Source organism: Pseudoxanthomonas sp. UC19_8 (genome assembly GCF_042700505.1).
Classification (GTDB): Bacteria; Pseudomonadota; Gammaproteobacteria; order Xanthomonadales; family Xanthomonadaceae; genus Pseudoxanthomonas_A; species Pseudoxanthomonas_A winnipegensis.
In genome coordinates this window covers 2,949,289-2,971,791 of record NZ_CP170559.1, presented here as the reverse complement: position 1 = coordinate 2,971,791, position 22,503 = coordinate 2,949,289, and the positions used below count along the sequence as shown (strand labels likewise).

Here is a 22,503-nt window from a genome sequence, read left to right as displayed (position 1 = left end):
GCCTTGGGGAAGCAAAGAGGCCTGCGGTGATGCCGACGCTCCTTCCCATTCCGGTTCTTCTTCATGATCAACAGCTTGCTCACCCGCGTCTTCGGCAGCCGTAACGAACGTCTGCTCAAACAGCTCGACCGCCTGGTGGTGCGCATCAATGCGCTGGAACCGGAGCTGCAGAAGCTCAGCGACGAGGAACTGAAGGCCAAGACCCCCGAATTCCAGAAGCGCGTCGCCGAGGGCGAGGCGCTGGACAAGATCCTGCCCGAGGCCTTCGCCGTGTGCCGCGAGGCCTCGCGCCGCGTGCTGGGCCTGCGCCACTACGACGTGCAGCTGGTCGGCGGCATGGTGCTGCACCTGGGCAAGATCGCCGAGATGCGCACCGGCGAGGGCAAGACCCTGGTCGCGACCCTGGCCGTGTACCTCAACGCGCTGGAAGGCAAGGGCGTGCACGTGGTCACGGTCAACGACTACCTGGCCCGCCGCGACGCGGCGCAGATGGGCAAGCTGTACAACTGGCTGGGCCTGAGCGTGGGCGTGGTCTACCCGGGCATGCCGCACGGCGACAAGCGCGCGGCCTACGCCAGCGACATCACCTACGGCACCAACAACGAGTTCGGCTTCGACTACCTGCGCGACAACATGGCCATGGCGCGCGAGGACCGCTACCAGCGCCAGCTCAACTTCGCCATCGTCGACGAGGTCGACTCGATCCTGATCGACGAGGCGCGCACGCCGCTGATCATCTCCGGCCCGGCCGACGATTCGCCGGAGCTTTACGTGCGCGTCAACCGCATCGTGCCGGCGCTGATCAAGCAGGAGAGCGAGGAAGGCGAGGGCGACTACTGGGTCGATGAGAAGTCCAAGCAGGTGCACCTGTCCGAGGCCGGCCAGACCCACGCCGAGGACCTGCTGCGCCAGGCCGGCATCCTGAAGGACGACGAGGACGATGGTCTGTACTCGCCGCAGAACCTGGGCGTGGTCCATCACCTCAACGCCGCCCTGCGCGCCCATGCCATCTACCAGCGCGACGTGGACTACATCGTGCGCGACGGCGAGGTGGTGATCGTCGACGAGTTCACCGGCCGCACGCTGGTGGGCCGGCGCTGGTCCGACGGCCTGCATCAGGCGGTCGAGGCCAAGGAAGGGGTGCAGGTGCAGCGCGAGAACCAGACGCTGGCCTCGATCACCTTCCAGAACCTGTTCCGCATGTACAACAAGCTGGCCGGCATGACCGGTACGGCGGACACCGAGGCCTACGAGTTCCAGAGCATCTACGGCCTGGAAGTGATCGTGATCCCGACCCACCGGCCGACCATCCGCAAGGATTCGCCGGACCAGGTGTTCCTCAACCGCAAGGGCAAGTTCAACGCGGTGCTGGCCGACATCCAGGACTGCTACAAGCGCGGCCAGCCGGTGCTGGTGGGCACCACCTCGATCGAGACCTCGGAGATGCTCTCCGAGCACCTGCGCAAGAACAAGGTCCCGCACGAGGTGCTCAACGCCAAGCAGCACGAGCGCGAGGCCTCGATCGTCGCCAACGCCGGCCGTCCGGGCGCGGTGACCATCGCCACCAACATGGCCGGCCGCGGCACCGACATCGTGCTGGGCGGCTCGCTGGAGGCCGAACTGGCCGCGCTGGGCGAGGACGCCTCGGAGCTGGACATCGCCCGCGTGCGTTCGGAGTGGAAGACCCGCCACGAGCAGGTCAAGGAAGCCGGCGGCCTGCACATCGTGGGCACCGAGCGCCACGAGAGCCGCCGCATCGACAACCAGCTGCGCGGCCGTTCCGGCCGCCAGGGCGACCCGGGTTCCTCGCGCTTCTACCTGTCGCTCGAAGACAACCTGATGCGCATCTTCGCCAGCGACTGGGTGCAGAAGGCGATGAAGCTGATCGGCATGAAGGAGGACGATGTGATCGAGGATCGCCTCGTCAGCCGCCAGATCGAGAAGGCCCAGCGCAAGGTCGAGGCGCACAACTTCGACATCCGCAAGAACCTGCTGGACTTCGACGACGTCAACAACGATCAGCGCAAGGTCATCTACGCCCAGCGCGACGAGCTGCTGGACGCCGAGTCGGTGAAGGAGAACATCGAGGGCATCCGCGGCGACGTGGTCGCCGACCTGGTCGCGCGTCACGTGCCGGCCAATTCGGTCGACGAGCAGTGGGACCTGCCCGGCCTGCAGGCCGAGCTGGCCGCCGAGGCCGGCCTGGACCTGCCGGTGACCCAGTGGCCGACCCAGTTCGAGGAACTGGACGCCGAGCGCATCGAGGCGCTGGTGCAGGAGGCGATGGATACGCACTTCGCGCAGAAGGAAGAGCAGATCGGCGCCGAGACCATGCGCGCGCTGGAGAAGCACGTGATGCTGACCGTGCTCGACAAGGGCTGGAAGGAGCATCTGGCGCGCATGGACTATCTGCGCCAGGGCATCCATCTGCGCGGCTATGCGCAGAAGCAGCCCAAGCAGGAGTACAAGAAGGAAGCCTTCGAGCTGTTCTCCGAGATGCTGGAAGGCGTCAAGCGCGAGGTGATCACCATCCTGGCGCGCCTGCGCATCCGCAGCGAGGAGGAGGTGGCCGAACTGGAGGCGCAGGAGCGCCGCGTGGCCGAGGCCCAGCAGCGCGCCATGCAGTTCCAGCACGCGCCCACCGGTGGTTACGGTGCCGACGAGGAAGCCGCGCAGGTGCAGGCCGCGCAGGCTGCCGCGGCCGCCGCCCCGGCCACGGTGTTCCGCGACGAGCCCAAGGTGGGCCGCAACGATCCCTGCCCCTGCGGCAGCGGCAAGAAGTACAAGCACTGCCACGGCCAGCTGAGCTGATCCAGGCCCAGCACCTGGTGAAAACGAAGAAGCCCGGATGTCGCCATCCGGGCTTTTCTCGTTCCGGGCACCGCGGCACTCGCATGATCCGGACCACGCACCGTGTAGAGCGGAGCTTGCTCCGCTGCTCTTCGTTCGGATCATCGGGAGAGCGATAGCGGAGCAAGCTCCGCTCTACGGCTCTTCGGTCGGATCGTTGGGAGAGCCATAGCGGAGCAAGCTCCGCTCTACGGCTCTTCGGTCGGGTCGTTGGGGGAGCCATAGCGGAGCGAGCTCCGCTCTACGGAACAGCGGCGGCACTGCGAGACCGGAGCGCGCGCTAGCGCGCCTGCGGCTTCTTCGCCGGCGCGAAGCCCGGCTTGCCTTCCTGCTCGGCCAGCTGCGGCACGCGGATCAGCTTGCCCGTGTCCACGCCGTGGGCGCGCATCCGGGCCACCAGGTCGGCGTACTGCGCATCGGGCAGGTCGGCGGTGCGCGAGAAGATCCAGGCCAGGTCGCGGCCCGGATAGTCGACCAGCGCCCAGGAGTAGTCCGGCGCGGTCTCCAGGATGCGGTACTTGGTCGGGATCACGCCGAAGAACCAGGTCGTCCAGCGCCGGTTGCCGGTGCCGGCCTTGACCGTGGCGCGCGAGTCCAGGGTCTTGACCGGCTCGCCGAAGCCTTCCTGATAGACGTAATGCACCGCGATGCCGCCGCCGGGCTTGAGCCGGTACTCGTCGCGGCTGGCGACATGGCCGCGCTCGCCGAAGTAGGGCACATGGGCGATCACATGCCAGGCGCCCATGAAGCGCGGCAGGTCGATCGGCGGGGCGGCGTCGGTACTTGTGGTCGGCATGGGCACGGTCCCGCAGGCGGCGATCAGGGGCAGCAGCGCCAGGGCCAGCAGGTGGCGGCGCTTCCGGGGCGAGGCGATGGTCGGCAGGGCGGGCATCGGCGAGCAGGCTAGGCCGGCCGGCGTCAAGGCCGCGTTCGCCCGCGCCGCGGTCGCAACCGGTGAGAAGGGGCGCGGGCAGCCTGCGCTTCCACCTCCGACCGGACGCACCGCCATGGCCCACGTTTCGCACGCTGCCCGCACCGCCTCCCACGCCGATCCCCGCCTGGAGCTGACCCTGCGCACGATCGCGCTGACCGGCCTGGCCCTGGTGGTCCTGCTGCCGGCCGCGCGCGGATCGACCGAGGCCCTGGGCTGGACCCCGCTGTGGCTGGCCGGCCTGCCGCTGGTGGCGTGGTGGTCGCTGCACCGCTTCCGCCTGCCGTCCTGGCCCGCGTCGGCGCCTCCGGCTATCCATGCGGTGCCGCGGCGTCGGCGCGGCGGTCAGCAGGCCCGCCGCCGCCGCTCGATGACCATCGGGTCACGCAGCCGTTCGCCCGCCCGCGTGGCCTGACCTTCGGCACGGGCAGGGCACCGCGAGGGCTGTGCTAGCGTGCGGCGGCTGCAATGCCTCGTACGGAGCCCGCCTTGAACCGATTCGCCCTCGCCCTGGTCGCAGGCCTCGCCGCCGCCAGCGCCCATGCCCAGGAGACCCCCGTGGACAACGACCCCTACCAGTGGATGGAAGAGGTCGAAGGCGCCCGGCCGCTGGCCTGGGTCAAGGAGCACAACGCGGTCACCGAGGCGCAGCTTGCCGGCACGTCGCAGTTCAAGCAGCTGGAAGGGCAGATCCGCGCGATCCTGGACTCGGACGCCAAGATCCCCTACGTCAGCAAGATCGGCGACTACTACTACTACAACCTGTGGAAGGACAAGGACCACGCGCGCGGCGTCTGGCGCCGCACCACGCTGTCCGAGTACCGCAAGCCCAATCCCACCTGGGAGACCGTGCTGGACCTCGACGCGCTCAACGCCGCCGAGCACGAGACCTGGGTCTGGCACGGCGCCGAATGCCGCAAGCCCGACTACACCCGCTGCCTGATCGCGCTCTCGCGCGGCGGCTCTGATGCCGACGTGACCCGCGAGTTCGACCTGACCACCAAGACCTGGGTCAAGGATGGTTTCTACCGGCCGGCGGCCAAGGGCGGCCTGCGGCTGGATCGATGCCGACACCGTCTATGTCTACACCGATTTCGGCGACGGCAGCCTGACCACCTCGGGCTATCCGCGCATCGTCAAGGAATGGAAGCGCGGCACGCCGCTGGCCTCGGCCAAGCTCGTCTACGAGGGCAAGCCGGAGGACATGTACATCGCGGCCGCGCATGACGCCACGCCGGGCTTCGAGCGCGACTTCGTCACCCGCACCATCGCCTTCTACAACGACGAGCTCTATCTGCGCGGCGATGCACACGGATGTGCGAGTGGCGCGGGCGCAGGATGCGCAGGAGCGCCCGGCGCACTGACCAAGATCGATGCGCCCAACTCGGCGCAGAAGACCGTGCAGCGCGAATGGCTGGCGCTGGAGCTGCGCGAGCCCTGGACCGTCGGCGGCAAGACCTACAAGGCCGGCTCGCTGCTGGTGACGCGCTTCGACGACTTCATGGCCGGCAAGCGGGACTTCGACGTGCTGTTCGAGCCGACCGACACGACCTCGCTGGCCGGGGTCACCTTCACCCGGCACCACGTCGTCCTCAACGTCATGCAGGACGTCAAGAACCGCCTCAGCGTGCTGACCCACACCGAGGGCAAGTGGGTGTCCACGCCGCTGAAGGTGGGCGATTCGGCCTTCGGCGCGATCAGCGCCAGCGCCGTGGACGGCGACGACTCCGACGCGCTGTGGCTGACCGTCACCGACTACCTGACGCCGACCACGCTGATGCTGGCCGACGCCAACGCGCCGACGGCCGCGCTGGCGCCGCTGAAGACGATGCCGACCTTCTTCGACGCCTCGCGCGATGTGATCGAGCAGCACTTCGCCACCTCCAAGGACGGCACGCGCGTGCCGTACTTCCTGGTGCGGCCCAAGGACCTGAAGTACGACGGCCGCGCGCCGACCCTGCTGTACGGCTATGGCGGCTTCGAGATCTCGATGACGCCCGGCTATTCCGGCGGCATCGGCAAGGGCTGGCTGGAGAAGGGCGGCGTGTACGCGGTGGCCAACATCCGCGGCGGCGGCGAATACGGCCCGCGCTGGCACCAGGCCGCGCTCAAGGCCAACCGGCACAAGGCCTACGAGGACTTCGCCGCGGTGGCCCAGGACCTGGCCGCGCGCAAGATCACCTCGCCCGCCCACCTGGGCGCGATGGGCGGCAGCAACGGCGGCCTGCTGATGGGCAACATGCTGACCCAGTATCCGCAGCTGTTCGGCGCGATCGTGGTGCAGGTGCCGCTGCTGGACATGAAGCGCTACAGCCACCTTCTGGCCGGCGCCTCGTGGATGGCCGAGTACGGCAACCCGGACACGGCCGACTGGGACTACATCAAGACCTTCTCGCCGTATCACCTGTTCGATGCGAGCAAGGACTACCCGCCGACGCTGTTCCTGACCTCCACCCGCGACGACCGCGTCCACCCCGGTCACGCGCGCAAGATGGCGGCCAAGATGCTCGACGCCGGCAAGAACGTGCGCTACTACGAGAACATCGAGGGCGGCCACGGCGGCGCGGCCAACAACGCCCAATCCGCGCACATGAACGCGCTGGCCTACACCTTCCTGTGGGAACAGCTGAGCCAGTGACGTGAGCCGCCGACGCAGGGCGCGGGCGCCGCAGGATGCGCGGCGCCCGCGTCCGGCCCTTGCAACCCGATCCAGACGGACCTATCCATGAAGCCCCTTCCCGCCCTGCTGGCCGCGACCCTGCTGATGAGCACTTCCATTCCCTCGACCCTCGCCGCCACGCAGGCCACGCCGCCGGACGTGGCCAAGAAGCCGCACGTGGTGACCGCGCCGTTCGGCGCGCAGCGTCAGGACGAGTACTACTGGCTGCGCGACGACACGCGCACCAACCCGCAGATGCTCGACTACCTCAAGGCCGAGAACGCCTACGCCGATGCGGTGCTGGCGCCGCTCAAGCCGCTGCAGGACACGCTGTACAAGGAGATCGTCGCGCGCATCAAGCAGGACGATGCCTCGGTGCCGTACCGCGAGCGCGGCTACTGGTACTACACCCGTTTCGAGACCGGCAAGGACTATCCCGTGCACGCCCGCCGCAAGGGCAGCATGGAGGCGCCGGAAGAGGTGATGCTGGACGTCAACGCGCTGGCCGACGGCAAGGGCTATTACAGCGTTGGCACCTGGGATGTCAGCCAGGACAATCGCCTGCTGGCTTATGCCGACGATGCGGTCGGCCGGCGCCAGTACACGATCCGCTTCAAGGACCTGAGCACCGGGCAGGTGCTGCCGGACCAGATCCCGGGCGTGTCGCCCGACGTGGTCTGGGCCGACGACAACAAGACCCTGTTCTACGTCGAGAACGACCCGGAGACGCTGCTGACCGTGCGCGTGAAGAAACACGTGCTGGGCACGCCTGTGGCGCAGGACACGCTGGTCTACGAGGAGCACGACGACAGCTTCTACATGGGCCTGGGCCGCACCCGCGACGACAAGTACATCACCATTGGCGTGCACAGCACGGTCTCCAGCGAGGAGCGCTACGCGCCGGCGGCCGATCCGCAGGCCTTCACCGTGCTGGCGCCGCGCGCGCGCGATGTGGAATACGACGCCGACCATTTCGACGGCCGCTGGGTGATCCGCACCAATGCCGACGGCGCGACCAACTTCAAGATCGTGACCGCCGCCGACGGCGCCACCGCGCGCAAGGACTGGAAGGACTGGATCGCGCACAGCGACAGCGTCTACATCGACGGCTTCGAGCTGTTCGACGGCTTCACCGCGATCGGCGAGCGCTCGGAAGGGCTGGAGCGCATCCGGCTGCTGGGCAAGGACGGCAAGTCCTCCTATGTCCAGGCCGATGAGCCGGCCTATTCGATGGGCCTGGACGCCAACCCCGAGCACGACACGCCGTGGCTGCGCTACAGCTACACCTCGCTGACCACGCCGGCCACGACCTATGAGCTCAACACCGTCACCGGCGAGCGCCGCCTGCTCAAGCAGCAGCCGGTGCTGGGCTACGACCCGGCCAAGTACACCACCGAGCGGCTGTGGGTGACCGCGCGCGACGGCACCAAGGTGCCGGTGTCGCTGGTCTACAAGAAGGGCTTCAAGAAGGACGGCACCGCCGCGCTGCTGCAGTACGGCTACGGCAGCTACGGGATGTCGATGGATCCTGCTTCTCCGGCCCGGTGGTGAGCCTGCTCGATCGCGGCATGGTCTACGCCATCGCCCACATCCGCGGCGGCGAGGAGATGGGCCGGGCCTGGTACGACAACGGCAAGCTGCTCAAGAAGAAGAACACCTTCACCGACTTCATCCACGTCACCGAGGCGCTGGTCAAGCAGGGTTACGCGGCCAAGGACCGCGTCGCGGCCATGGGCGGCAGCGCCGGCGGCCTGCTGATGGGCGCGATCACCAACATGGCGCCGGACGACTACCGCGTGATCATCTCGCAGGTGCCGTTCGTGGACGTGGTCACCACCATGCTCGACCCGAGCATCCCGCTGACCACCAACGAGTACGACGAGTGGGGCAACCCGGAGAAGCGCGAGTTCTACGACTACATCGTCACCTACTCGCCCTACGACAATCTGAAGAAGCGGGCCTACCCGGCGATGTTCGTCGGCACCGGGCTGTGGGACTCGCAGGTGCAGTACTGGGAGCCGGCCAAGTACGTGGCCCGCCTGCGCGATCTGGACACCGGCAAGTTGCCGGTGGTGTTCCGCACCAACATGGAGGCTGGCCACGGTGGCAAGTCCGGCCGTTTCCGCCGCTACCAGGAAATGTCCGAGTACTACGCCTTCATGCTCGACCAGCTGGGCGTGACCCAGCAGCACTGAGCGCACCCCCGGCCCGGGGCTGACCCGCCCCGGCCGACCCGGCGCACCGATGTTCCCGTCCATGGGGACATCGGTGCGGACTGCAACGCAGCGTGCGCCTTTCGCGATGCCGCCTACACGCGCGGCGGGCGACAATACGCAGGTGGACACGCCCCTGCCGCCGGAACTGACGCCGCCCCCCAGCCGCTTTCGCTGGGCCTGGTGGCTGCTGGCCTGGACCAGCCTGCTGCTGGGCCTGATCGGGCTGTTCCTGCCGGTGATGCCGACCACGGTGTTCATCCTGATCGCGGCTTTCGCCGCCTCGCGCGGGTCCGAGCGCCTGCACCGTGCCCTGCTGTCGCATCGGCACTTCGGCCCGCTGATCCACGACTGGCAGGCGCACGGGGCGATCCCGCGCCGGGCCAAGTGGCTGGCGAGCTGGACCATGCTGGCCAGCGCCGCATTCACCGTGACCGCGATGGCCTGGCTGACGCCGGCGCACTGGTGGCTGTCGGCCATTCCGGTGGCCTGCCTGTCGGCGGTGGTGCTGTGGATGTGGCAGCGGCCCGAGCCGCCGGCGCCGTGACGCGGCGCTGATCGCGTGCGGCCCGCGCCGGCGGTTGTGCGCCTGCAATCGCTATACTCGAGCCATGAAGACCGTATCGCGAATCGCGCTCGTAAGCGCCGTGCTGCTGGCGCTGTCGGCCTGTGGCAACAAGGGTCCGCTGGTGCTGCCGGAGCGGCCCACGCCGGTGCAGCAGCCCGCCCCGGCGCCCAAGACCCAGACCGGCGCGCCGCCGGTGCAGGTCAAGCCGCAGGAACCCACCTCCGCACCGAGCCCGCAGGACGATGCCGCCACCCAGGCCATCGACCAGGGCAGTGGCAATGGCAAGCCCTGACACCGCACCGCTGCGGTTCTCCAAGATGCATGGGGCGGGCAACGACTTCGTCGTGCTCGACCTGCGCGGCGGACGCCCCGCGCCGGACGCGGCCCTGGCCGCGCACCTGGCCGACCGCCATCGCGGCGTGGGCTGCGACCAGCTGCTGACCATCGAGGCGCCGCGGGCCGAGGGCTCGGTCGCTTCGTACCGGATCTGGAACGCCGATGGCTCGCTCTCGGGCCAGTGCGGCAACGGCGCGCGCTGCATCGCCGCCTGGCTGGTGCGTGCCGGCCTGGCCCGCGGCCGAGGCGCCCTTCCAGATGGACAGCCCCGCCGGTACCCATCGCGTGCAGCGCACCGAGGCCGGCTTCGCCGTGGCCATGGGCGTGCCGCGCTGGCAGCCGGCGCAGGTGCCGCTGGCCGGGTTCGGCAGCGAGCAGCCGAGCTATTCGGTGCGGATCGACGGCGCGCCCGTGGTGTTCGGCGCGGTGTCGATGGGCAATCCGCACGCGGTGGTGCAGGTGGCCGATGTCGCCAGCGCTCCGGTGGCCGAGCTGGGCCCGGTGCTGCAGGCCAGCGCGACGTTTCCCGAATCGGTCAACGTCGGCTTCGCCCAGGTGATCAGCCGCCAGCGCATCGGACTGCGCGTGCTCGAGCGCGGCGTCGGCGAAACCCTGGCCTGCGGCAGCGGCGCCTGCGCCGCGGCGGTGGTGCTGATGCGCGCCGGCCTGGTCGAGCGCAGCGTCACCGTGTCGCTGCCCGGCGGCGACCTGCAGATCGACTGGCCCGACGATGCCGCCGAAGTGGTGATGTCCGGGCCGGCGACATTCGTGTTCGAAGGGGAATGGACGCAATGAGCGAGACCAACGAGAAACTCGGCAGCCACGAGGTGGCCGCCTGGCTGCGCCGGCATCCGGGCTTCCTGCAGCAGTTTCCGGACCTGGCCCAGACCCTGGTGGTGCCGCGCGAGAAGGGCCCGGCCGCCTCGCTGGCCAGCTACCAGCTGGAGGTGCTGCGCGACAAGAACCGCGAGCTCTCGCGCCGCCTGGGCGAACTGTCGGCCAACGCGCTGGAGAACGAGCGCCTGGCCGTGCGCGTGCACCAGCTGACCCTGGCGCTGATGCGCCAGTCCAGCGTCGCCGACACGTTGGCGGCGATGGCGGCCTCGCTGGAGGAGGATTTCCAGGGCGACCCTGGTGCGGATCGTGATCTTCGCCCCGGTGCCGGAGTCTCTGGCCGACGCGCCGTGGCTGCAGTCGATCGCCGAGGGCAGCTCGCACCTGGTCCCGTTCCGCGACTGCCTGGCCGATGGCGAGCCGCTGTGCGGGCGCCTGCAGCCGCAGAAGAACACGCTGCTCTACGCCGCCCAGGCCGAGGAGATCGGCTCCTCGGCGCTGCTGCCGCTGCCCGGCGTGGGCTTGGTGGCCGTGGGCAGCCGCGATGGCAACCGCTTCTACCCCGGCATGGGCACGCTGTTCCTGCGCATGATGGGCGAGGCGCTGACCACCGCGTTGAAGCGCTTCGACGCCTAGGGCGAGGGCGATGTTCTTCCGCGCCTGGGTCATGCTGTCCATGGCGATCTTCCGGCTATGGCCGCTGTTGGCCACCGGCGTGTACGCGCGGCGCCATCCGGTGTCGCAGGGCACCTGGGGCGTCGCGCTCGCGGCGACCTGCGTGCTGCTGGTGATCGCCCAGGTCTCGGCCATGCGCTGTTCCAGCGAACACCTCTCGCACACCCGTGGCCTGTTCGCGATCGGCGCCGCGATGAGCACCGGCTGGTTGTACGTGGATGCGCTGCTGGTGCCCGCGGTGGTCACCGCGGTGCTGCTGCTGTCGGTGGCGATGGCGCTGCTGCCGCAGGCGCCGGCGCGCTACCTGCGCCTGGTGCAGCGCATGCTGCGCCATCGGATGCAGCAGTGAGGCCGCGGCATGTCCGCCGTTGAGGCCTTCCTCGATCACCTGCGTGTCGAGCGCCAGGTCTCGGCGCATACGCTGGACGCCTATCGCCGCGACCTGACGGCGCTGACCCAGTGGGCCGCGCAGACGCAGGACGGCACGCCGGTCGAGGCGCTGCAGGCCGATCAGCTGCGGGCCTTCATCGCCGCCGGCCATCGCCAGGGGCTGGCGCCGACCAGTCTGCAGCGCCGGCTGTCGGCCTGCCGCAGCTTCTATCTGTGGCTGCTCAAGCACGGGCGCATCGCCGCCAGTCCCGTGGCCGGACTGCGCGCGCCCAAGGCGCCGCGCAAGCTGCCCAAGGTGCTCGACGCCGACGAGGCCGTGCGCCTGGTCGAGGTGCCGACCGATGCGCCGCTGGGCCTGCGCGATCGCGCGCTGCTGGAACTGTTCTATTCCTCCGGGCTGCGCCTGAGCGAACTGTGCGCGCTGCGCTGGTCCGACCTCGACCTGGCCGCCGGCGTGGTCACCGTGCTGGGCAAGGGCCGCAAGCAGCGCATCGTGCCGGTGGGCTCGCACGCGCGCAACGCGCTGGCGGCCTGGCGCGAGGAAAAGCCGGCGCAGGACGCCGCGCCGGTGTTCCCCGGGCGCGGCGGCGGCACGATCTCCCAGCGCGCCGTGCAGCTGCGCATCCAGCAGCTGGCGCAGCGCCAGGGGCTGTTCAAGCACGTGCATCCGCACATGCTGCGGCACAGCTTCGCCAGCCATATCCTCGAATCCTCCGGCGACCTGCGCGGCGTGCAGGAACTGCTCGGCCATGCCGACATCGCCACCACGCAGATCTATACGCACCTGGACTTCCAGCACCTGGCCAAGGTCTACGACGGCGCGCATCCGCGCGCCAAGCGCAAGGTCTGATCCGGCGCGCCCGGCCGATTCCGGCACGCGCTGCGCGGCCTAGAACCCGAGCACTTCGCCATCCAGTGGCATCTGTCTGGAATGGGGGATGCGATCCGGGCTGAACTTTGCCTCCGGGTCGATCGCCTGAGTGAGCGACCAGTGGCCCGGAGATCGATTGCTGTCGAACACGAACGGCAAGCCTTCCGAGCCTTCGAACGTCGCCGCGTCGGAGACGTGGAAGTGCAGGTGGGGACCGTTGGAATTACCCGACTGACCCAGGCGCCCGAGCACCTGCCCGCGATGCAGCCGCTGTCCCACGGTGACCGCCACGCTGCCGCGTTGCAGATGGGCGTAGTGGACGAACACCTTCGGCGCGATCTGAAGCACCACGTAGTTGCCGTACAGGCCCTGCGCGGTCAGCGAATCGGGCTCGGCCTGCGCTTCCAGGGGCGCGTGCTCCGGGGCGCCGTCATGGACATCGCGCACCACGCCGTCGGCCACGGCCAGGACCTGCGCGCCGTAGCCGATCCAGTCCTCGCGCCGGCTCCTGCTGAAGTCGACCGCACCATCGCGCAGGGCGCGGCCGTTCGCGTCGAGGCCGAACACATCGATGGCATAGCGTTGTGGAATGGTGAGCTGGCCATTGACCGCGACCAGGCTGCCCCAGTGATGCGATTGCGCGTTGCCCGGCCCTTCGCTGGCCAGCCACAGTCCCGGTGGCAGCGGCGGGCCCAGCACGAGCGGTGAGGTCGTGCCCACCTCTACAGACGCGCCATCGACCAGCGAGGTCCGGCCCTTGTCGTTGACGAAGACGAGCCGATGGCGCAGCACGCGTGGCGTCTGCCGGCCATCGGGCAGGGTCAGCCACAGGAACGCGACCGCGCGCATGCCCGCAGCGACGAGAACCTGGGTGGCATCCTCGTCGGCAGTCCGGGGCTGCACGGCCTGGACCAGATCCCGGCCGGTCAGGCTCGCGAGCGGCGTGGTCTCCTCGCCGGCGAAGACCTCGATGCGCTGAAGCCGCAACATGCCGGTGTCGCGGTAATAGTTGGTCGCATGCAGTTCGTACGCCAGGTGGGTGCGGCCATCGTCACCCACCACCGGTATCGGCGCGCATGGCGTACGCACCTCGACCGGCGCCAGGGCACGCTCGGCATTGACGTCGGCGGGCAGGAGCAGGTTCAGCGCCGTCAGCACGAGCCAGAAGCCGGCCTTGCCAGGGGCGCGACGCGTCGGCGAACGCAAGGGTTTGATGGCAGGCATGATCATCCAGGGCAAAGGCATGTGAGCGCTGCCATGCCACGCACCTTAGCAAGGTCTCCGCGTCCTGCGCAGGCTGACCGGGGATGAAACGGAGTCGGGCGCTGGCAAGGCCCAGCAAGGGGCCCCGCTCCTGCAAGCCGTATCGACGCACGCCGGACCAAGGCGTGTTCCATGACGCCACGAGCGGGTTTATCCGCCGCGAAGGCAAAGTCGTCCCGGGATATGGGCATGATCCGCGAAGGCGCGCATCCGCGGGCATGGCAGGAACATGACACCCGCGTATTGCGCTGGCTGACAATCTGGTCAAGGTTCAGCTTGGACCGGCAAGGATGCGGCTCCCTTCAACAGGACCAGGAGTCGTTGCATGAGGCAGTTCCTTTCTGCGTTGACGCTGTCGCTGGCCATCGCCGCGCCCGCCATGGCCCAGGACGCGGCCGCCACCCGCGACGCGATCATCAAGAACGGTGCGCAGCTCAACGGACTGGCGCAGCAGTGCGGCAACATCACCCCGGAACAGGCCAAGACGCGCAAGGAACAGTCGCGCGCGGCCATCTACGGCAAGGGCGCCGATTCGAGCGGCTTCGATGCCTTGTACGACGCCGGCTTCAACGCGGGCATCGCCAGGATCAAGTCCGCGCCCGATGGCGGCAAGCAGATGTGCGAGCGCCTGAAGGCGCTGCAGCAGGGCCCGGCGAAGAAGTAAGCACGATCCGCCGCGCCTGGGCGTTGGGCCCGGGCGCGGAGGGCGGGTTGAAGAGCCGCGCTGGGCGCCCCATCTGCTCTGGAGCATTCCGGAGCCTGCCATGGACCCCAGTCAGAACCCCAACGTCTTCCACGCCACCACCATCCTGTCGGTGCGCCGCAACGGCCACGTCGCCATCGCCGGCGACGGCCAGGTCACGCTCGGCCACACGGTGATGAAGGGCAATGCGCGCAAGGTGCGGCGGCTGGGCCGCGACGGCCACGTGCTGGCCGGCTTCGCCGGCGCCGCGGCCGATGCCTTCACCCTGTTCGAGCTGTTCGAGGCCAAGCTGGAAAAGCACGGCCAGCTGCAGCGCGCCGCGGTCGAGATGGCGCGCGACTGGCGCACCGAGCGCCGCTACGGAAAGCTCGAGGCCCTGCTGGCGGTGGCCGACAAGGACACCTCGCTGATCATCAGCGGCACCGGCGATGTGATCGAACCGGAGGACGGCATCATCGCCATCGGCTCCGGCGGCTCCTATGCCCTGTCCGCCGCGCGCGCGCTGCTGGCGCATACCGAGCTGGAGGCCAAGGCCATCGCGGTCGAGGCGCTCAACATCGCCGGCGACATCTGCATCTATACCAACCGCAACGTGGTGGTCGAAGAGCTGTGAATGGGGAGTCGGGAATGGGGAATCGCAAAGGCGGTTTCCCTTGCACCGATGGCCCCGCTCTTGATCCCTCCCATTCCCCATTTCCCATTCCCGATTCCCACCATGAGCGAAGCGAATAACTCCACCATGACCCCGCGCGAGATCGTGCAGGAGCTGGACCGGCACATCGTCGGCCAGCACGCGGCCAAGCGCGCGGTGGCCATCGCGCTGCGCAACCGCTGGCGCCGCGCGCAGCTCGAGCCGGAGCTGCGCAACGAGGTCATGCCCAAGAACATCCTGATGATCGGCCCGACCGGCGTGGGCAAGACCGAGATCGCGCGGCGCCTGGCGACGCTGGCCAACGCGCCGTTCGTCAAGGTCGAGGCCACGCGCTTCACCGAGGTCGGCTATGTGGGCAAGGACGTCGAGCAGATCATCCGCGACCTGGCCGACACCGCGGTCAAGCTGTATCGCGAGCAGGCCAAGACCCGGGTGCGCACCCAGGCCGAGGAGCGCGCCGAGGATCGCCTCCTCGACGCGCTGCTGCCCAAGCGCAGCGGCGGCATCGGCTTCGATCCGGCCGTGGTGTCCAGCGAGCCGTCCGCGCAGGACAGCGACACGCGCGCCAAGTTCCGCAGGATGCTGCGCAAGGGCGAACTGGACGACAAGGAGATCGAGCTGGAGCTGGCCGCCAGCGTCGGCGGCGTGGACATCATGACCCCGCCGGGGATGGAGGAAATGGGCCAGCAGCTCAAGCAGATGTTCTCCAGCCTGGGCGCCGCCAAGACCCACAAGCGCACCGTGACCATCAAGGCCGCGCGCCCGCAGCTGATCGAGGAAGAGGCCGCCAAGCTGGTCAACGAGGACGACGTGCGCGCGGCGGCGATCGAGGCCTGCGAGCAGCACGGCATCGTCTTCATCGACGAGATCGACAAGGTCGCCAAGCGCGGCGAGAACGTCGGCGGCGGCGATGTCAGCCGCGAGGGCGTGCAGCGCGACCTGCTGCCGCTGGTGGAAGGCTCCAACGTGTCGACCAAGTACGGCACGGTCAAGACCGACCACATCCTGTTCATCGCCTCCGGCGCGTTCCACCTGGCCAAGCCCAGCGACCTGATCCCCGAGCTGCAGGGCCGCTTCCCGATCCGCGTGGAGCTGGGCGCGCTGAGCAAGGAGGACTTCGTGCGCATCCTCACCGAGCCCAAGGCGGCCCTGACCCGACAGTACGTGCAGCTGATGCAGACCGAGGGCGTGACCCTGGCCTTCGAACCCGACGCGGTGGAACGACTGGCCGAGATCGCCTTCCAGGTCAACGAGCGCCAGGAGAACATCGGCGCGCGTCGCCTGCACACCGTGCTCGAGCGGCTGCTGGACACGCTCAGCTACGAGGCGCCGGATCGCGACGGCGAGGCGGTGACGGTCGATCGTGCCTACGTCGACAAGTACCTGGGCGAGCTGGTGCAGGATCCGGACCTGAGCCGTTACATCCTCTGACGGATGGCGGCGGAGGTCGATGCGATGAAGGCGCCCTCGGGCGCCTTCATCGTGTGGCGTGGACGTGTCGGTGGATACAACATCCATGCCTTGTGGGAGTCGCCAAGGCGCCGAGGAGGCTTTGACTGTCAAGCCCCTCGCCGCCATCGGCGGCTCCATATGTAGAGCGGAGCTTGCTCCGCTGGGGCTTTCCCACGATATGTAGAGCGGAGCTTGCTCCGCTGGGGCTTTCCCACGATCCGGCCGAAATGCAGCGGAGCAAGCTCCGCTCTACAGGGAGGCTGCGACCTGGAACAGACGACGGCTCCCAGCGTGGTCACAGCGCGTTGTCGGTCCGTTCTGGATGCGCGGCATACGCTGCGCCTGTCTTTCCCGTCATCGAGGTGCGTCATGCTGCGTCCTCTCGTGCTCGTGTCGGCGCTCGCGCTGGCCGCCATCGCCGCGCCTGCGCAGGCGCGCACCACCTGCCACCTGACCTTCCAGATGTCGGGATGGTCGGTGTTCTACAAGACCTCCCAGGGCACCGGTGAAATCACCTGCGACAACGGCCAGCGCATGGCGGTGAAGGTCAGCGCCAAGGGCGGCGGGCTGACCGTGGGCAAGTCCAGCATCCACGGGCGCGGCGAGTTCACCGAGGTGCGCGGCATCGATGAGCTGCTGGGCAGCTATGCCACCGCCGAGGCGCATGCCGGCGTGGAGAAATCCAGCAAGGCCCAGGTGATGACCAAGGGCGAGGTGTCGCTGTCGCTGGCCGGCACGGGCAAGGGCTGGGATCTGGGCGTGGCCTTCGGCGCGTTCCATATCGAGCCGCGCTGATTGCAGCGCGGCACCGGCGCGTGGCGATCGTGCGCGGTGTTGGGCGAGCAAAGTCGCTGGGTTCCCGCGTTCGCGGGAACGACGAGGTGTGGGTTGCGTGGTGGGGCCCGCGTTTGCATGAACGACGAAGAACGGCGGTGAGCCGCCTCAATCCTCGCCGATGTCCTCGTTCCACACCTCGGGGTGGGCGGCGATGAAGCCGCCGAGCAGGTCGACGCATTCCTGATCGTCCAGGTCGATGACCTGCACGCCCGATTCGCGCAGCCAGTCGATGCCGCCCTGGAAGGTGCGCGATTCGCCCACCACCACGGTGCCGATGCCGAACTGGCGCACCAGCCCCGAGCAGTACCAGCACGGCGCCAGGGTGGTGACCATGATCGTGTCGCGGTAGCTGCGCTGGCGGCCGGCCTTGCGGAAGGCGTCGGTCTCGCCGTGCACGGAGGGGTCGCCTTCCTGCACGCGGCGGTTGTGGCCGCAGCCGAGCAGGCGGCCGTCGCCGTGGTAGAGCGCCGCGCCGATGGGGATGCCGCCCTCGGCAAGGCCGGCGCGGGCTTCGTCGATGGCCGTGCGCAGCAGGGCGGCGTAGTCGGGGGTGGCGATCATGCAGGGGCTCCAGCAGGGGCGAGGACATCGCCGTTAGACCAAAGGATATTGCATCGCAACAGGAGCTGGACGGGCGACATGGAATACTCTGCGCCGTCGCCGACCACCCCAATCAGGATTGTCCATGATGCATGCCACCCCCACGCCCACCTCGACCTCGGTGGCGCGCTCCACGCCCAAGCTGGCCATGGCGGTGGTGACGATCATCTTCTTCATGTGGGGCTTCCTGACCTGCCTCAACGACATCCTGGTGCCGCATCTGAAGTCGGTGTTCACGCTGAACTTCACCCAGGCCGCGCTGGTGCAGTTCACCTTCTTCGGCGCGTACTTCCTGATGTCGCTGCCGGCCGGTCGCGTGGTCGCCGCGCTGGGCTACAAGGGCGGCATCGTCTGCGGGCTGGCGGTGGCCGGCGTCGGGGCGCTGCTGTTCTGGCCGGCGGCCGGGGCGCACAGCTATCCGCTGTTCCTGTTCGCGCTGTTCGTGCTGGCCACCGGCATCACCGTGCTGCAGGTGGCGGCCAATCCTTATGTCGCGCTGCTGGGGCCGGAAAAGACCGCCTCCAGCCGCCTGAACCTGTCGCAGGCCTTCAACTCGCTGGGCACCGCGATCGCGCCGCTGTTCGGCGGCCTGCTGATCCTGGCGGCCGATCCGAAGACCCCCGAGCAGGTGGCCGCGATGTCGCAGGCCGATGCGCTGGCCTATCGCACCGCCGAGGCCAGCTCGGTGCAGATGCCCTACCTGGGCCTGGCGATCGCGCTGTTCGCGCTGGCGGTCTTCATCTTCGCCTTCCGCCTGCCCAAGCTGTCGGAAGAGAGCGAGCAGGGCGACGGGCGCCACTACGGCATCTTCGAGCCGCTGCGCCACCGCCACGTGCTGCTGGGCGTGCTGGGCCTGTTCTTCTATGTCGGTGCCGAGGTGTCCATCGGCAGCTATCTGGTCAACTTCCTGGCCATGCCCGACATCGGCGCGATGACCGAGAAGGCGGCGACCAACTACGTCTCGGCCTACTGGACCGGCGCGATGGTCGGCCGCTTCGTCGGCTCGGCGCTGCTGGTGCGCATCGATGCGGGCAAGCTGCTGGCGGTGTTCGCCGGCGTGGCCACGGTGCTGCTGCTGGTCACGTTGGCCACGACGGGCATGACCGCGGTCTATGCGGTGGTGGCCATCGGCCTGTTCAATTCGATCATGTTCCCGACCATCTTCACGCTGGGCATGGCCAAGCTGGGGCCGCTGACCAACCGCGCCTCCTCGCTGCTGATCATGGCCATCGTCGGCGGCGCGGTGCTGCCGCTGCTGATGGGCTTCCTGGCCGACCACATCGGCCTGCACCACGCCTTCGTGCTGCCGCTGGTGTGCTATCTGTACATCGCCTACTACGGCATCAGCGGGTCGAAGGTGCGCGAGCCGGTGCCGGTGGCTGGGGTGCAGCGCTGAGGGTGGATTGACTCTCTGGCGAAGGGGAGGGGCTAGAGGTCTTTTGGCGTAGTGCGAAGAGCACCCCTCCCCAACCCTCCCCTTCGCTGCGCGAAAGGGAGGGGGCCGCAGGCAAGTTTGCTTAGGGTATGCAAGGGCGCACTTCGGTGCGCCTTTTGCGTTTGGGGTGGCGCGCGGCGTCTCGACGCCATCGCGCGCCGGTCGGTGCGATAATCGCGGGCATGAGCGAATCCCCCTATACCTCCGGCACCACCCACTTCGGCTTCCGTGATGTCGCCGCGCGCGACAAGCAGAAGCTGGTCGGCGAGGTCTTCACCTCGGTCGCCGGCAAGTACGACCTGATGAACGACCTGATGAGTCTGGGCATTCATCGGATCTGGAAGCGCTACTTCGCCGCCACCGCGCAGGTGAAGCCCGGCGACCGCGTGCTGGACCTGGCCGGCGGCACCGGCGATATCGCCGCGCTGCTGAAGGATCGCGTCGGCAAGGCCGGCAGCATCGTGCTGGGCGACATCAATGCCGGCATGCTCACCGTCGGCCGCGACCGGCTGACCAACCGCGGGCTGGTGTCGGGGCTGGAATACGTGCAGCTCAACGCCGAGGCGCTGCCCTTCCCGGACAACAGCTTCAACCTGGTGACCATCGCCTTCGGCCTGCGCAACGTGACCGACAAGGACGCGGCGCTGCGCGAGATGCATCGTGTGCTCAAGGTCGGCGGCCAGGCGCGCGTGCTGGAGTTCTCCGAGGTCAAGCCCGAGTGGTTCCGGCCGATCTACGACTTCCACTCGTTCAAGGTGCTGCCCAAGCTGGGCAAGCTGTTCGCCGGCGACGCCGACAGCTACCAGTACCTGGCCGAGTCGATCCGCAAGCATCCGCCGCAGGACCAGCTCAAGGCGATGATGACCGAGGCCGGCTTCGCCCGCACCCGCTACACCAACCTGTCGGCCGGCATCGTCGCCATCCACGACGGCTACAAGGTCTAAGGGGCACGGCGGGCGCCTGGAGGTCGCAGGCGCACCCGCAGGCACGCGACGCAACGCCCGGCCCAGGCCGGGCGTTGTGCGTTATGGGATCGGCCCGGGACGCAGGGGCTAGAATGCCGGTTCCCGTCCCAGACCGGCTGATTCCCCCGATGCGCTCTGTGTTGTTCACCCTGTCCTGCGCGGCCCTGCTGCTGTCGGCCTGCTCGAAGGAATCGGCCACGTCCGAGACCGCACCCACCGCCACGCCCAAGGCCGCCGCCGTGTCCAAGCCCGACCGTCGCCACGACGAGAGTTCCTACGCCCAGCCCGAGAAGGTCGTGATCAAGGACCTGGCGCTGGACGTCAAGCTGGACTTCGACACCAAGCAGATCGGCGGCACCGCCACCTATCGGCTGGACTGGAAAGACCCCAAGGCCACCGAGCTGGTGCTCGACACGCGCGCGCTGACCATCGAGAAGGTCGAGGGCGCCGGCGCCGACGGCAAGACCTTCGCGCCGTTGCAGTACGCACTGGCCGACGCGGACAAGACCTTCGGCAGCAAGCTGACGATCCAGGCGCCGCAGCGCAATCCGGTGGTCCGCGTGACCTACCACACCTCGCCCGACGCCTCGGGCCTGCAGTGGCTGGCGCCGTCGATGACCGAGGGCAAGCAGCTGCCCTTCATGTTCAGCCAGTCCCAGGCGATCCATGCGCGCAGCTGGGTGCCGCTGCAGGACACCCCGGGCGTGCGTTTCACCTACACCGCGCACGTGACCAGCCGGCCCGACGTGATGGTGCTGATGAGCGCCGGCAACGACCCGGCCGCGGTGCGCGACGGCGATTACTTTTTCGTGCAGAACAAGCCGATCCCGTCCTACCTGCTGGCCATCGCCGCCGGCGACCTGGTGTTCCGCAAGCTCTCCGACCGCGCCGGCATCTGGGCCGAGCCGGCCATGGCCGACAAGGCCGCGGCCGAGTTCGCCGACACCGAGAAGATGATCACCACCACCGAGGATCTGTACGGCCCGTACCGCTGGGGCCGCTACGACATCCTGGTGCTGCCGCCCTCGTTCCCGTTCGGCGGCATGGAGAACCCGACGCTGACCTTCGCCACGCCCACGGTGATCGTCGGCGACAAGTCGCTGGTCTCGCTGGTGGCCCATGAGCTGGCGCACAGCTGGTCGGGCAACCTGGTGACCAACGCCTCGTGGAAGGACATCTGGCTCAACGAGGGCTTCACCACCTACGTGCAGGGCCGCATCACCGAGGCGGTGTATGGCCAGGAAATGGCCGAGATGGAGCGCCAGATCGACCAGACCGATCTGCTCAACGAGCTCAAGGACATGACCCCGGCGCAGCAGGCGCTGGCGCTGCCGCCGCTGGGCGAGACCGATCCGGACGAGGCGCTGAGCCAGGTCGCCTACGTCAAGGGCGCCTGGTTCCTGCAGTTCCTGGAGCAGCGCTTCGGGCGGGCGGTGTTCGACCCGTTCCTGCGCGGCTGGTTCAACGACCACGCTTTCCAGAGCGCGACCACCGACCAGTTCGTCGCCTACATGAAGCAGCACCTGCTGCCGAAGAATCCCAATGCGGTCACCCAGGCCGAGCTGGATGCGTGGCTGGACCAGCCGGGCATTCCCGCCTTCGCCACGCGCGCGCAGTCGCGCGGGTTCGCGCTGGTTGACACCGCGCGCATCGCCTGGCTGGGCAGCGGCACGCTGCCCAACAAGCAGGTCACCGAGGACTGGGTGACCCAGCAGTGGGTGCACTTCATCGAAGGCCTGGGCCAGACCCTGCCGATGGACAAGCTCAAGCAGCTCGATGCGGCCTACCACTTCACCGGCACGCCGAACGGCGAGATCGCCATGCGCTGGTATCCGCTGGCCATCCGCAGCGGCGATCATGACGTGTGGCCGGCGGCGGGCGAGTTCATCGGCCGCGTCGGCCGGCGCAAGCTGATCATGCCGATCTACGCCGAACTGGTGAAGACGCCCGAGGGGCTGCAGTTCGCCCGCGAGGTGTTCGCCAAGGCCAGGCCGGGCTATCACCCGATCACCACCGGCTCGGTGGAGGCGATGCTGGACAAGGCGGGTCAGGCGGCGGCGCCGGCTGCCTCTGCGCCTGTCTCGACTCCGGCTCCGGAATCAGAGCCGGCTGCTTCGACGCCGGCCTCGAGCACACCTGCCGCGACCAAGCCGGCGGCACAGTAAGCGTTGTTTGGGTTGAGCTTCGTGTCGCGCTAGCCGGGCGCGACGGCCCTCCCAACCATTCTTCAGACGAAGCGCTCCGCTCCCTCCCTTTGGCCGAAGGCCAA

The 22,503-nt window shown here is 68.7% G+C and carries 16 protein-coding genes and 4 pseudogenes; 17 read left to right on the top strand and 3 right to left on the bottom strand.

Annotated features, from left to right (window positions below; translation table 11 throughout):
- Window positions 1-63 precede the first annotated feature (63 nt).
- Window positions 64-2,811, top strand: a complete 2,748-nt coding sequence (gene secA, locus ACFJIT_RS13120; RefSeq protein ID WP_130523193.1) for a preprotein translocase subunit SecA — start codon at window positions 64-66, stop codon at window positions 2,809-2,811.
- A 319-nt stretch (window positions 2,812-3,130) separates the two neighbouring features.
- Here secA and ACFJIT_RS13115 read toward each other — a convergent pair whose 3' ends face one another.
- Window positions 3,131-3,742 carry a lipocalin family protein gene (locus ACFJIT_RS13115; protein ID WP_235871535.1) on the bottom strand — a complete coding sequence of 204 codons (612 nt, stop codon included), beginning with the start codon at window positions 3,740-3,742 and terminating at the stop codon, window positions 3,131-3,133.
- A 115-nt stretch (window positions 3,743-3,857) separates the two neighbouring features.
- Here ACFJIT_RS13115 and ACFJIT_RS13110 point away from each other — a divergent pair, with 115 nt between their 5' ends.
- The 9 genes and pseudogenes from ACFJIT_RS13110 to xerC all read left to right on the top strand — a co-directional run bounded on the left by ACFJIT_RS13110 (window position 3,858) and on the right by xerC (window position 12,306).
- Window positions 3,858-4,196, top strand: coding sequence for a hypothetical protein (locus ACFJIT_RS13110; protein ID WP_379653839.1), 339 nt, complete (start codon window positions 3,858-3,860; stop codon window positions 4,194-4,196).
- 53 nt (window positions 4,197-4,249) lie between these two features.
- Window positions 4,250-6,419: pseudogene (locus ACFJIT_RS13105) on the top strand (prolyl oligopeptidase family protein).
- A gap of 87 nt (window positions 6,420-6,506) precedes the next feature.
- Window positions 6,507-8,635 (top strand): annotated as a pseudogene (locus tag ACFJIT_RS13100) (S9 family peptidase).
- 106 nt (window positions 8,636-8,741) lie between these two features.
- On the top strand, window positions 8,742-9,200 hold the full coding sequence (locus ACFJIT_RS13095) for a YbaN family protein (protein WP_379653838.1): 459 nt from the start codon (window positions 8,742-8,744) through the stop codon (window positions 9,198-9,200).
- 64 nt (window positions 9,201-9,264) lie between these two features.
- Window positions 9,265-9,513, top strand: a complete 249-nt coding sequence (locus tag ACFJIT_RS13090) for a lipoprotein (RefSeq protein ID WP_130515497.1) — start codon at window positions 9,265-9,267, stop codon at window positions 9,511-9,513.
- Window positions 9,500-10,352 (top strand): annotated as a pseudogene (gene dapF, locus ACFJIT_RS13085) (diaminopimelate epimerase). Before ACFJIT_RS13090 ends, dapF begins: the two are co-directional and overlap by 14 nt.
- Window positions 10,349-11,027, top strand: a pseudogene (locus ACFJIT_RS13080) (DUF484 family protein). Before dapF ends, ACFJIT_RS13080 begins: the two co-directional pseudogenes overlap by 4 nt.
- A gap of 10 nt (window positions 11,028-11,037) precedes the next feature.
- The gene (locus ACFJIT_RS13075) at window positions 11,038-11,415 is read left to right on the top strand and encodes a hypothetical protein (protein ID WP_130533483.1); all 378 of its coding nucleotides are present in this window, start codon (window positions 11,038-11,040) and stop codon (window positions 11,413-11,415) included.
- Window positions 11,416-11,424: 9 nt separating this feature from the next.
- Complete coding sequence (gene xerC / locus ACFJIT_RS13070; RefSeq protein ID WP_379653837.1) at window positions 11,425-12,306, top strand: tyrosine recombinase XerC; 882 nt, start codon at window positions 11,425-11,427, stop codon at window positions 12,304-12,306.
- A 39-nt stretch (window positions 12,307-12,345) separates the two neighbouring features.
- Here xerC and ACFJIT_RS13065 read toward each other — a convergent pair whose 3' ends face one another.
- Entirely contained in the window at window positions 12,346-13,551 is a 1,206-nt protein-coding gene (locus tag ACFJIT_RS13065; RefSeq protein WP_379653836.1) for a M23 family metallopeptidase, read from the bottom strand.
- A 364-nt stretch (window positions 13,552-13,915) separates the two neighbouring features.
- Here ACFJIT_RS13065 and ACFJIT_RS13060 point away from each other — a divergent pair, with 364 nt between their 5' ends.
- The 4 genes from ACFJIT_RS13060 to ACFJIT_RS13045 all read left to right on the top strand — a co-directional run bounded on the left by ACFJIT_RS13060 (window position 13,916) and on the right by ACFJIT_RS13045 (window position 17,192).
- Window positions 13,916-14,254, top strand: a complete 339-nt coding sequence (locus ACFJIT_RS13060; protein WP_130515509.1) for a hypothetical protein — start codon at window positions 13,916-13,918, stop codon at window positions 14,252-14,254.
- Between the two features lie 100 nt (window positions 14,255-14,354).
- Complete coding sequence (gene hslV / locus ACFJIT_RS13055; protein WP_130515511.1) at window positions 14,355-14,906, top strand: ATP-dependent protease subunit HslV; 552 nt, start codon at window positions 14,355-14,357, stop codon at window positions 14,904-14,906.
- 102 nt (window positions 14,907-15,008) lie between these two features.
- On the top strand, window positions 15,009-16,376 hold the full coding sequence (hslU, locus tag ACFJIT_RS13050; protein ID WP_130533486.1) for an ATP-dependent protease ATPase subunit HslU: 1,368 nt from the start codon (window positions 15,009-15,011) through the stop codon (window positions 16,374-16,376).
- Between the two features lie 390 nt (window positions 16,377-16,766).
- On the top strand, window positions 16,767-17,192 hold the full coding sequence (locus tag ACFJIT_RS13045) for a hypothetical protein (RefSeq protein ID WP_131660910.1): 426 nt from the start codon (window positions 16,767-16,769) through the stop codon (window positions 17,190-17,192).
- A gap of 147 nt (window positions 17,193-17,339) precedes the next feature.
- On the opposite strand, the gene ACFJIT_RS13040 is transcribed toward ACFJIT_RS13045, so the two are convergent.
- Window positions 17,340-17,795, bottom strand: a complete 456-nt coding sequence (locus ACFJIT_RS13040; RefSeq protein ID WP_130515515.1) for a nucleoside deaminase — start codon at window positions 17,793-17,795, stop codon at window positions 17,340-17,342.
- Window positions 17,796-17,922: 127 nt separating this feature from the next.
- Here ACFJIT_RS13040 and fucP point away from each other — a divergent pair, with 127 nt between their 5' ends.
- The 3 genes from fucP (at window position 17,923) to ACFJIT_RS13025 (ending at window position 22,399) form a co-directional block, all read left to right on the top strand.
- A complete protein-coding gene (fucP, locus tag ACFJIT_RS13035) occupies window positions 17,923-19,230 on the top strand; it encodes an L-fucose:H+ symporter permease (protein WP_165394553.1) in 1,308 nt (435 codons plus the stop codon).
- Between the two features lie 221 nt (window positions 19,231-19,451).
- Window positions 19,452-20,213: a bifunctional demethylmenaquinone methyltransferase/2-methoxy-6-polyprenyl-1,4-benzoquinol methylase UbiE gene (gene ubiE, locus ACFJIT_RS13030; RefSeq protein ID WP_130515519.1), complete on the top strand. Its 762-nt coding sequence runs from the start codon at window positions 19,452-19,454 to the stop codon at window positions 20,211-20,213.
- A gap of 149 nt (window positions 20,214-20,362) precedes the next feature.
- Window positions 20,363-22,399 carry a M1 family metallopeptidase gene (locus tag ACFJIT_RS13025; protein ID WP_379653835.1) on the top strand — a complete coding sequence of 679 codons (2,037 nt, stop codon included), beginning with the start codon at window positions 20,363-20,365 and terminating at the stop codon, window positions 22,397-22,399.
- Window positions 22,400-22,503: the final 104 nt, after the last annotated feature.

Excerpts from the sequence above, each read along its gene's own strand:
- ACFJIT_RS13075 (WP_130533483.1), top strand. The coding sequence starts at position 11,038 with ATGTTCTTCCGCGCCTGGGTCATGCTGTCCATGGCGATCTTCCGGCTA.
- xerC (WP_379653837.1), top strand. The coding sequence starts at position 11,425 with ATGTCCGCCGTTGAGGCCTTCCTCGATCACCTGCGTGTCGAGCGCCAG.
- ACFJIT_RS13045 (WP_131660910.1), top strand. The coding sequence starts at position 16,767 with ATGCTGCGTCCTCTCGTGCTCGTGTCGGCGCTCGCGCTGGCCGCCATC.
- ACFJIT_RS13090 (WP_130515497.1), top strand. The coding sequence starts at position 9,265 with ATGAAGACCGTATCGCGAATCGCGCTCGTAAGCGCCGTGCTGCTGGCG.
- ACFJIT_RS13040 (WP_130515515.1), bottom strand. The coding sequence starts at position 17,795 with ATGATCGCCACCCCCGACTACGCCGCCCTGCTGCGCACGGCCATCGAC.
- hslV (WP_130515511.1), top strand. The coding sequence starts at position 14,355 with ATGGACCCCAGTCAGAACCCCAACGTCTTCCACGCCACCACCATCCTG.
- ACFJIT_RS13065 (WP_379653836.1), bottom strand. The coding sequence starts at position 13,551 with ATGCCTGCCATCAAACCCTTGCGTTCGCCGACGCGTCGCGCCCCTGGC.
- ubiE (WP_130515519.1), top strand. The coding sequence starts at position 19,452 with ATGAGCGAATCCCCCTATACCTCCGGCACCACCCACTTCGGCTTCCGT.
- ACFJIT_RS13025 (WP_379653835.1), top strand. The coding sequence starts at position 20,363 with ATGCGCTCTGTGTTGTTCACCCTGTCCTGCGCGGCCCTGCTGCTGTCG.
- ACFJIT_RS13110 (WP_379653839.1), top strand. The coding sequence starts at position 3,858 with ATGGCCCACGTTTCGCACGCTGCCCGCACCGCCTCCCACGCCGATCCC.
- ACFJIT_RS13115 (WP_235871535.1), bottom strand. The coding sequence starts at position 3,742 with ATGCCCGCCCTGCCGACCATCGCCTCGCCCCGGAAGCGCCGCCACCTG.
- ACFJIT_RS13060 (WP_130515509.1), top strand. The coding sequence starts at position 13,916 with ATGAGGCAGTTCCTTTCTGCGTTGACGCTGTCGCTGGCCATCGCCGCG.
- fucP (WP_165394553.1), top strand. The coding sequence starts at position 17,923 with ATGCATGCCACCCCCACGCCCACCTCGACCTCGGTGGCGCGCTCCACG.
- hslU (WP_130533486.1), top strand. The coding sequence starts at position 15,009 with ATGAGCGAAGCGAATAACTCCACCATGACCCCGCGCGAGATCGTGCAG.
- secA (WP_130523193.1), top strand. The coding sequence starts at position 64 with ATGATCAACAGCTTGCTCACCCGCGTCTTCGGCAGCCGTAACGAACGT.
- ACFJIT_RS13095 (WP_379653838.1), top strand. The coding sequence starts at position 8,742 with ATGCCGCCTACACGCGCGGCGGGCGACAATACGCAGGTGGACACGCCC.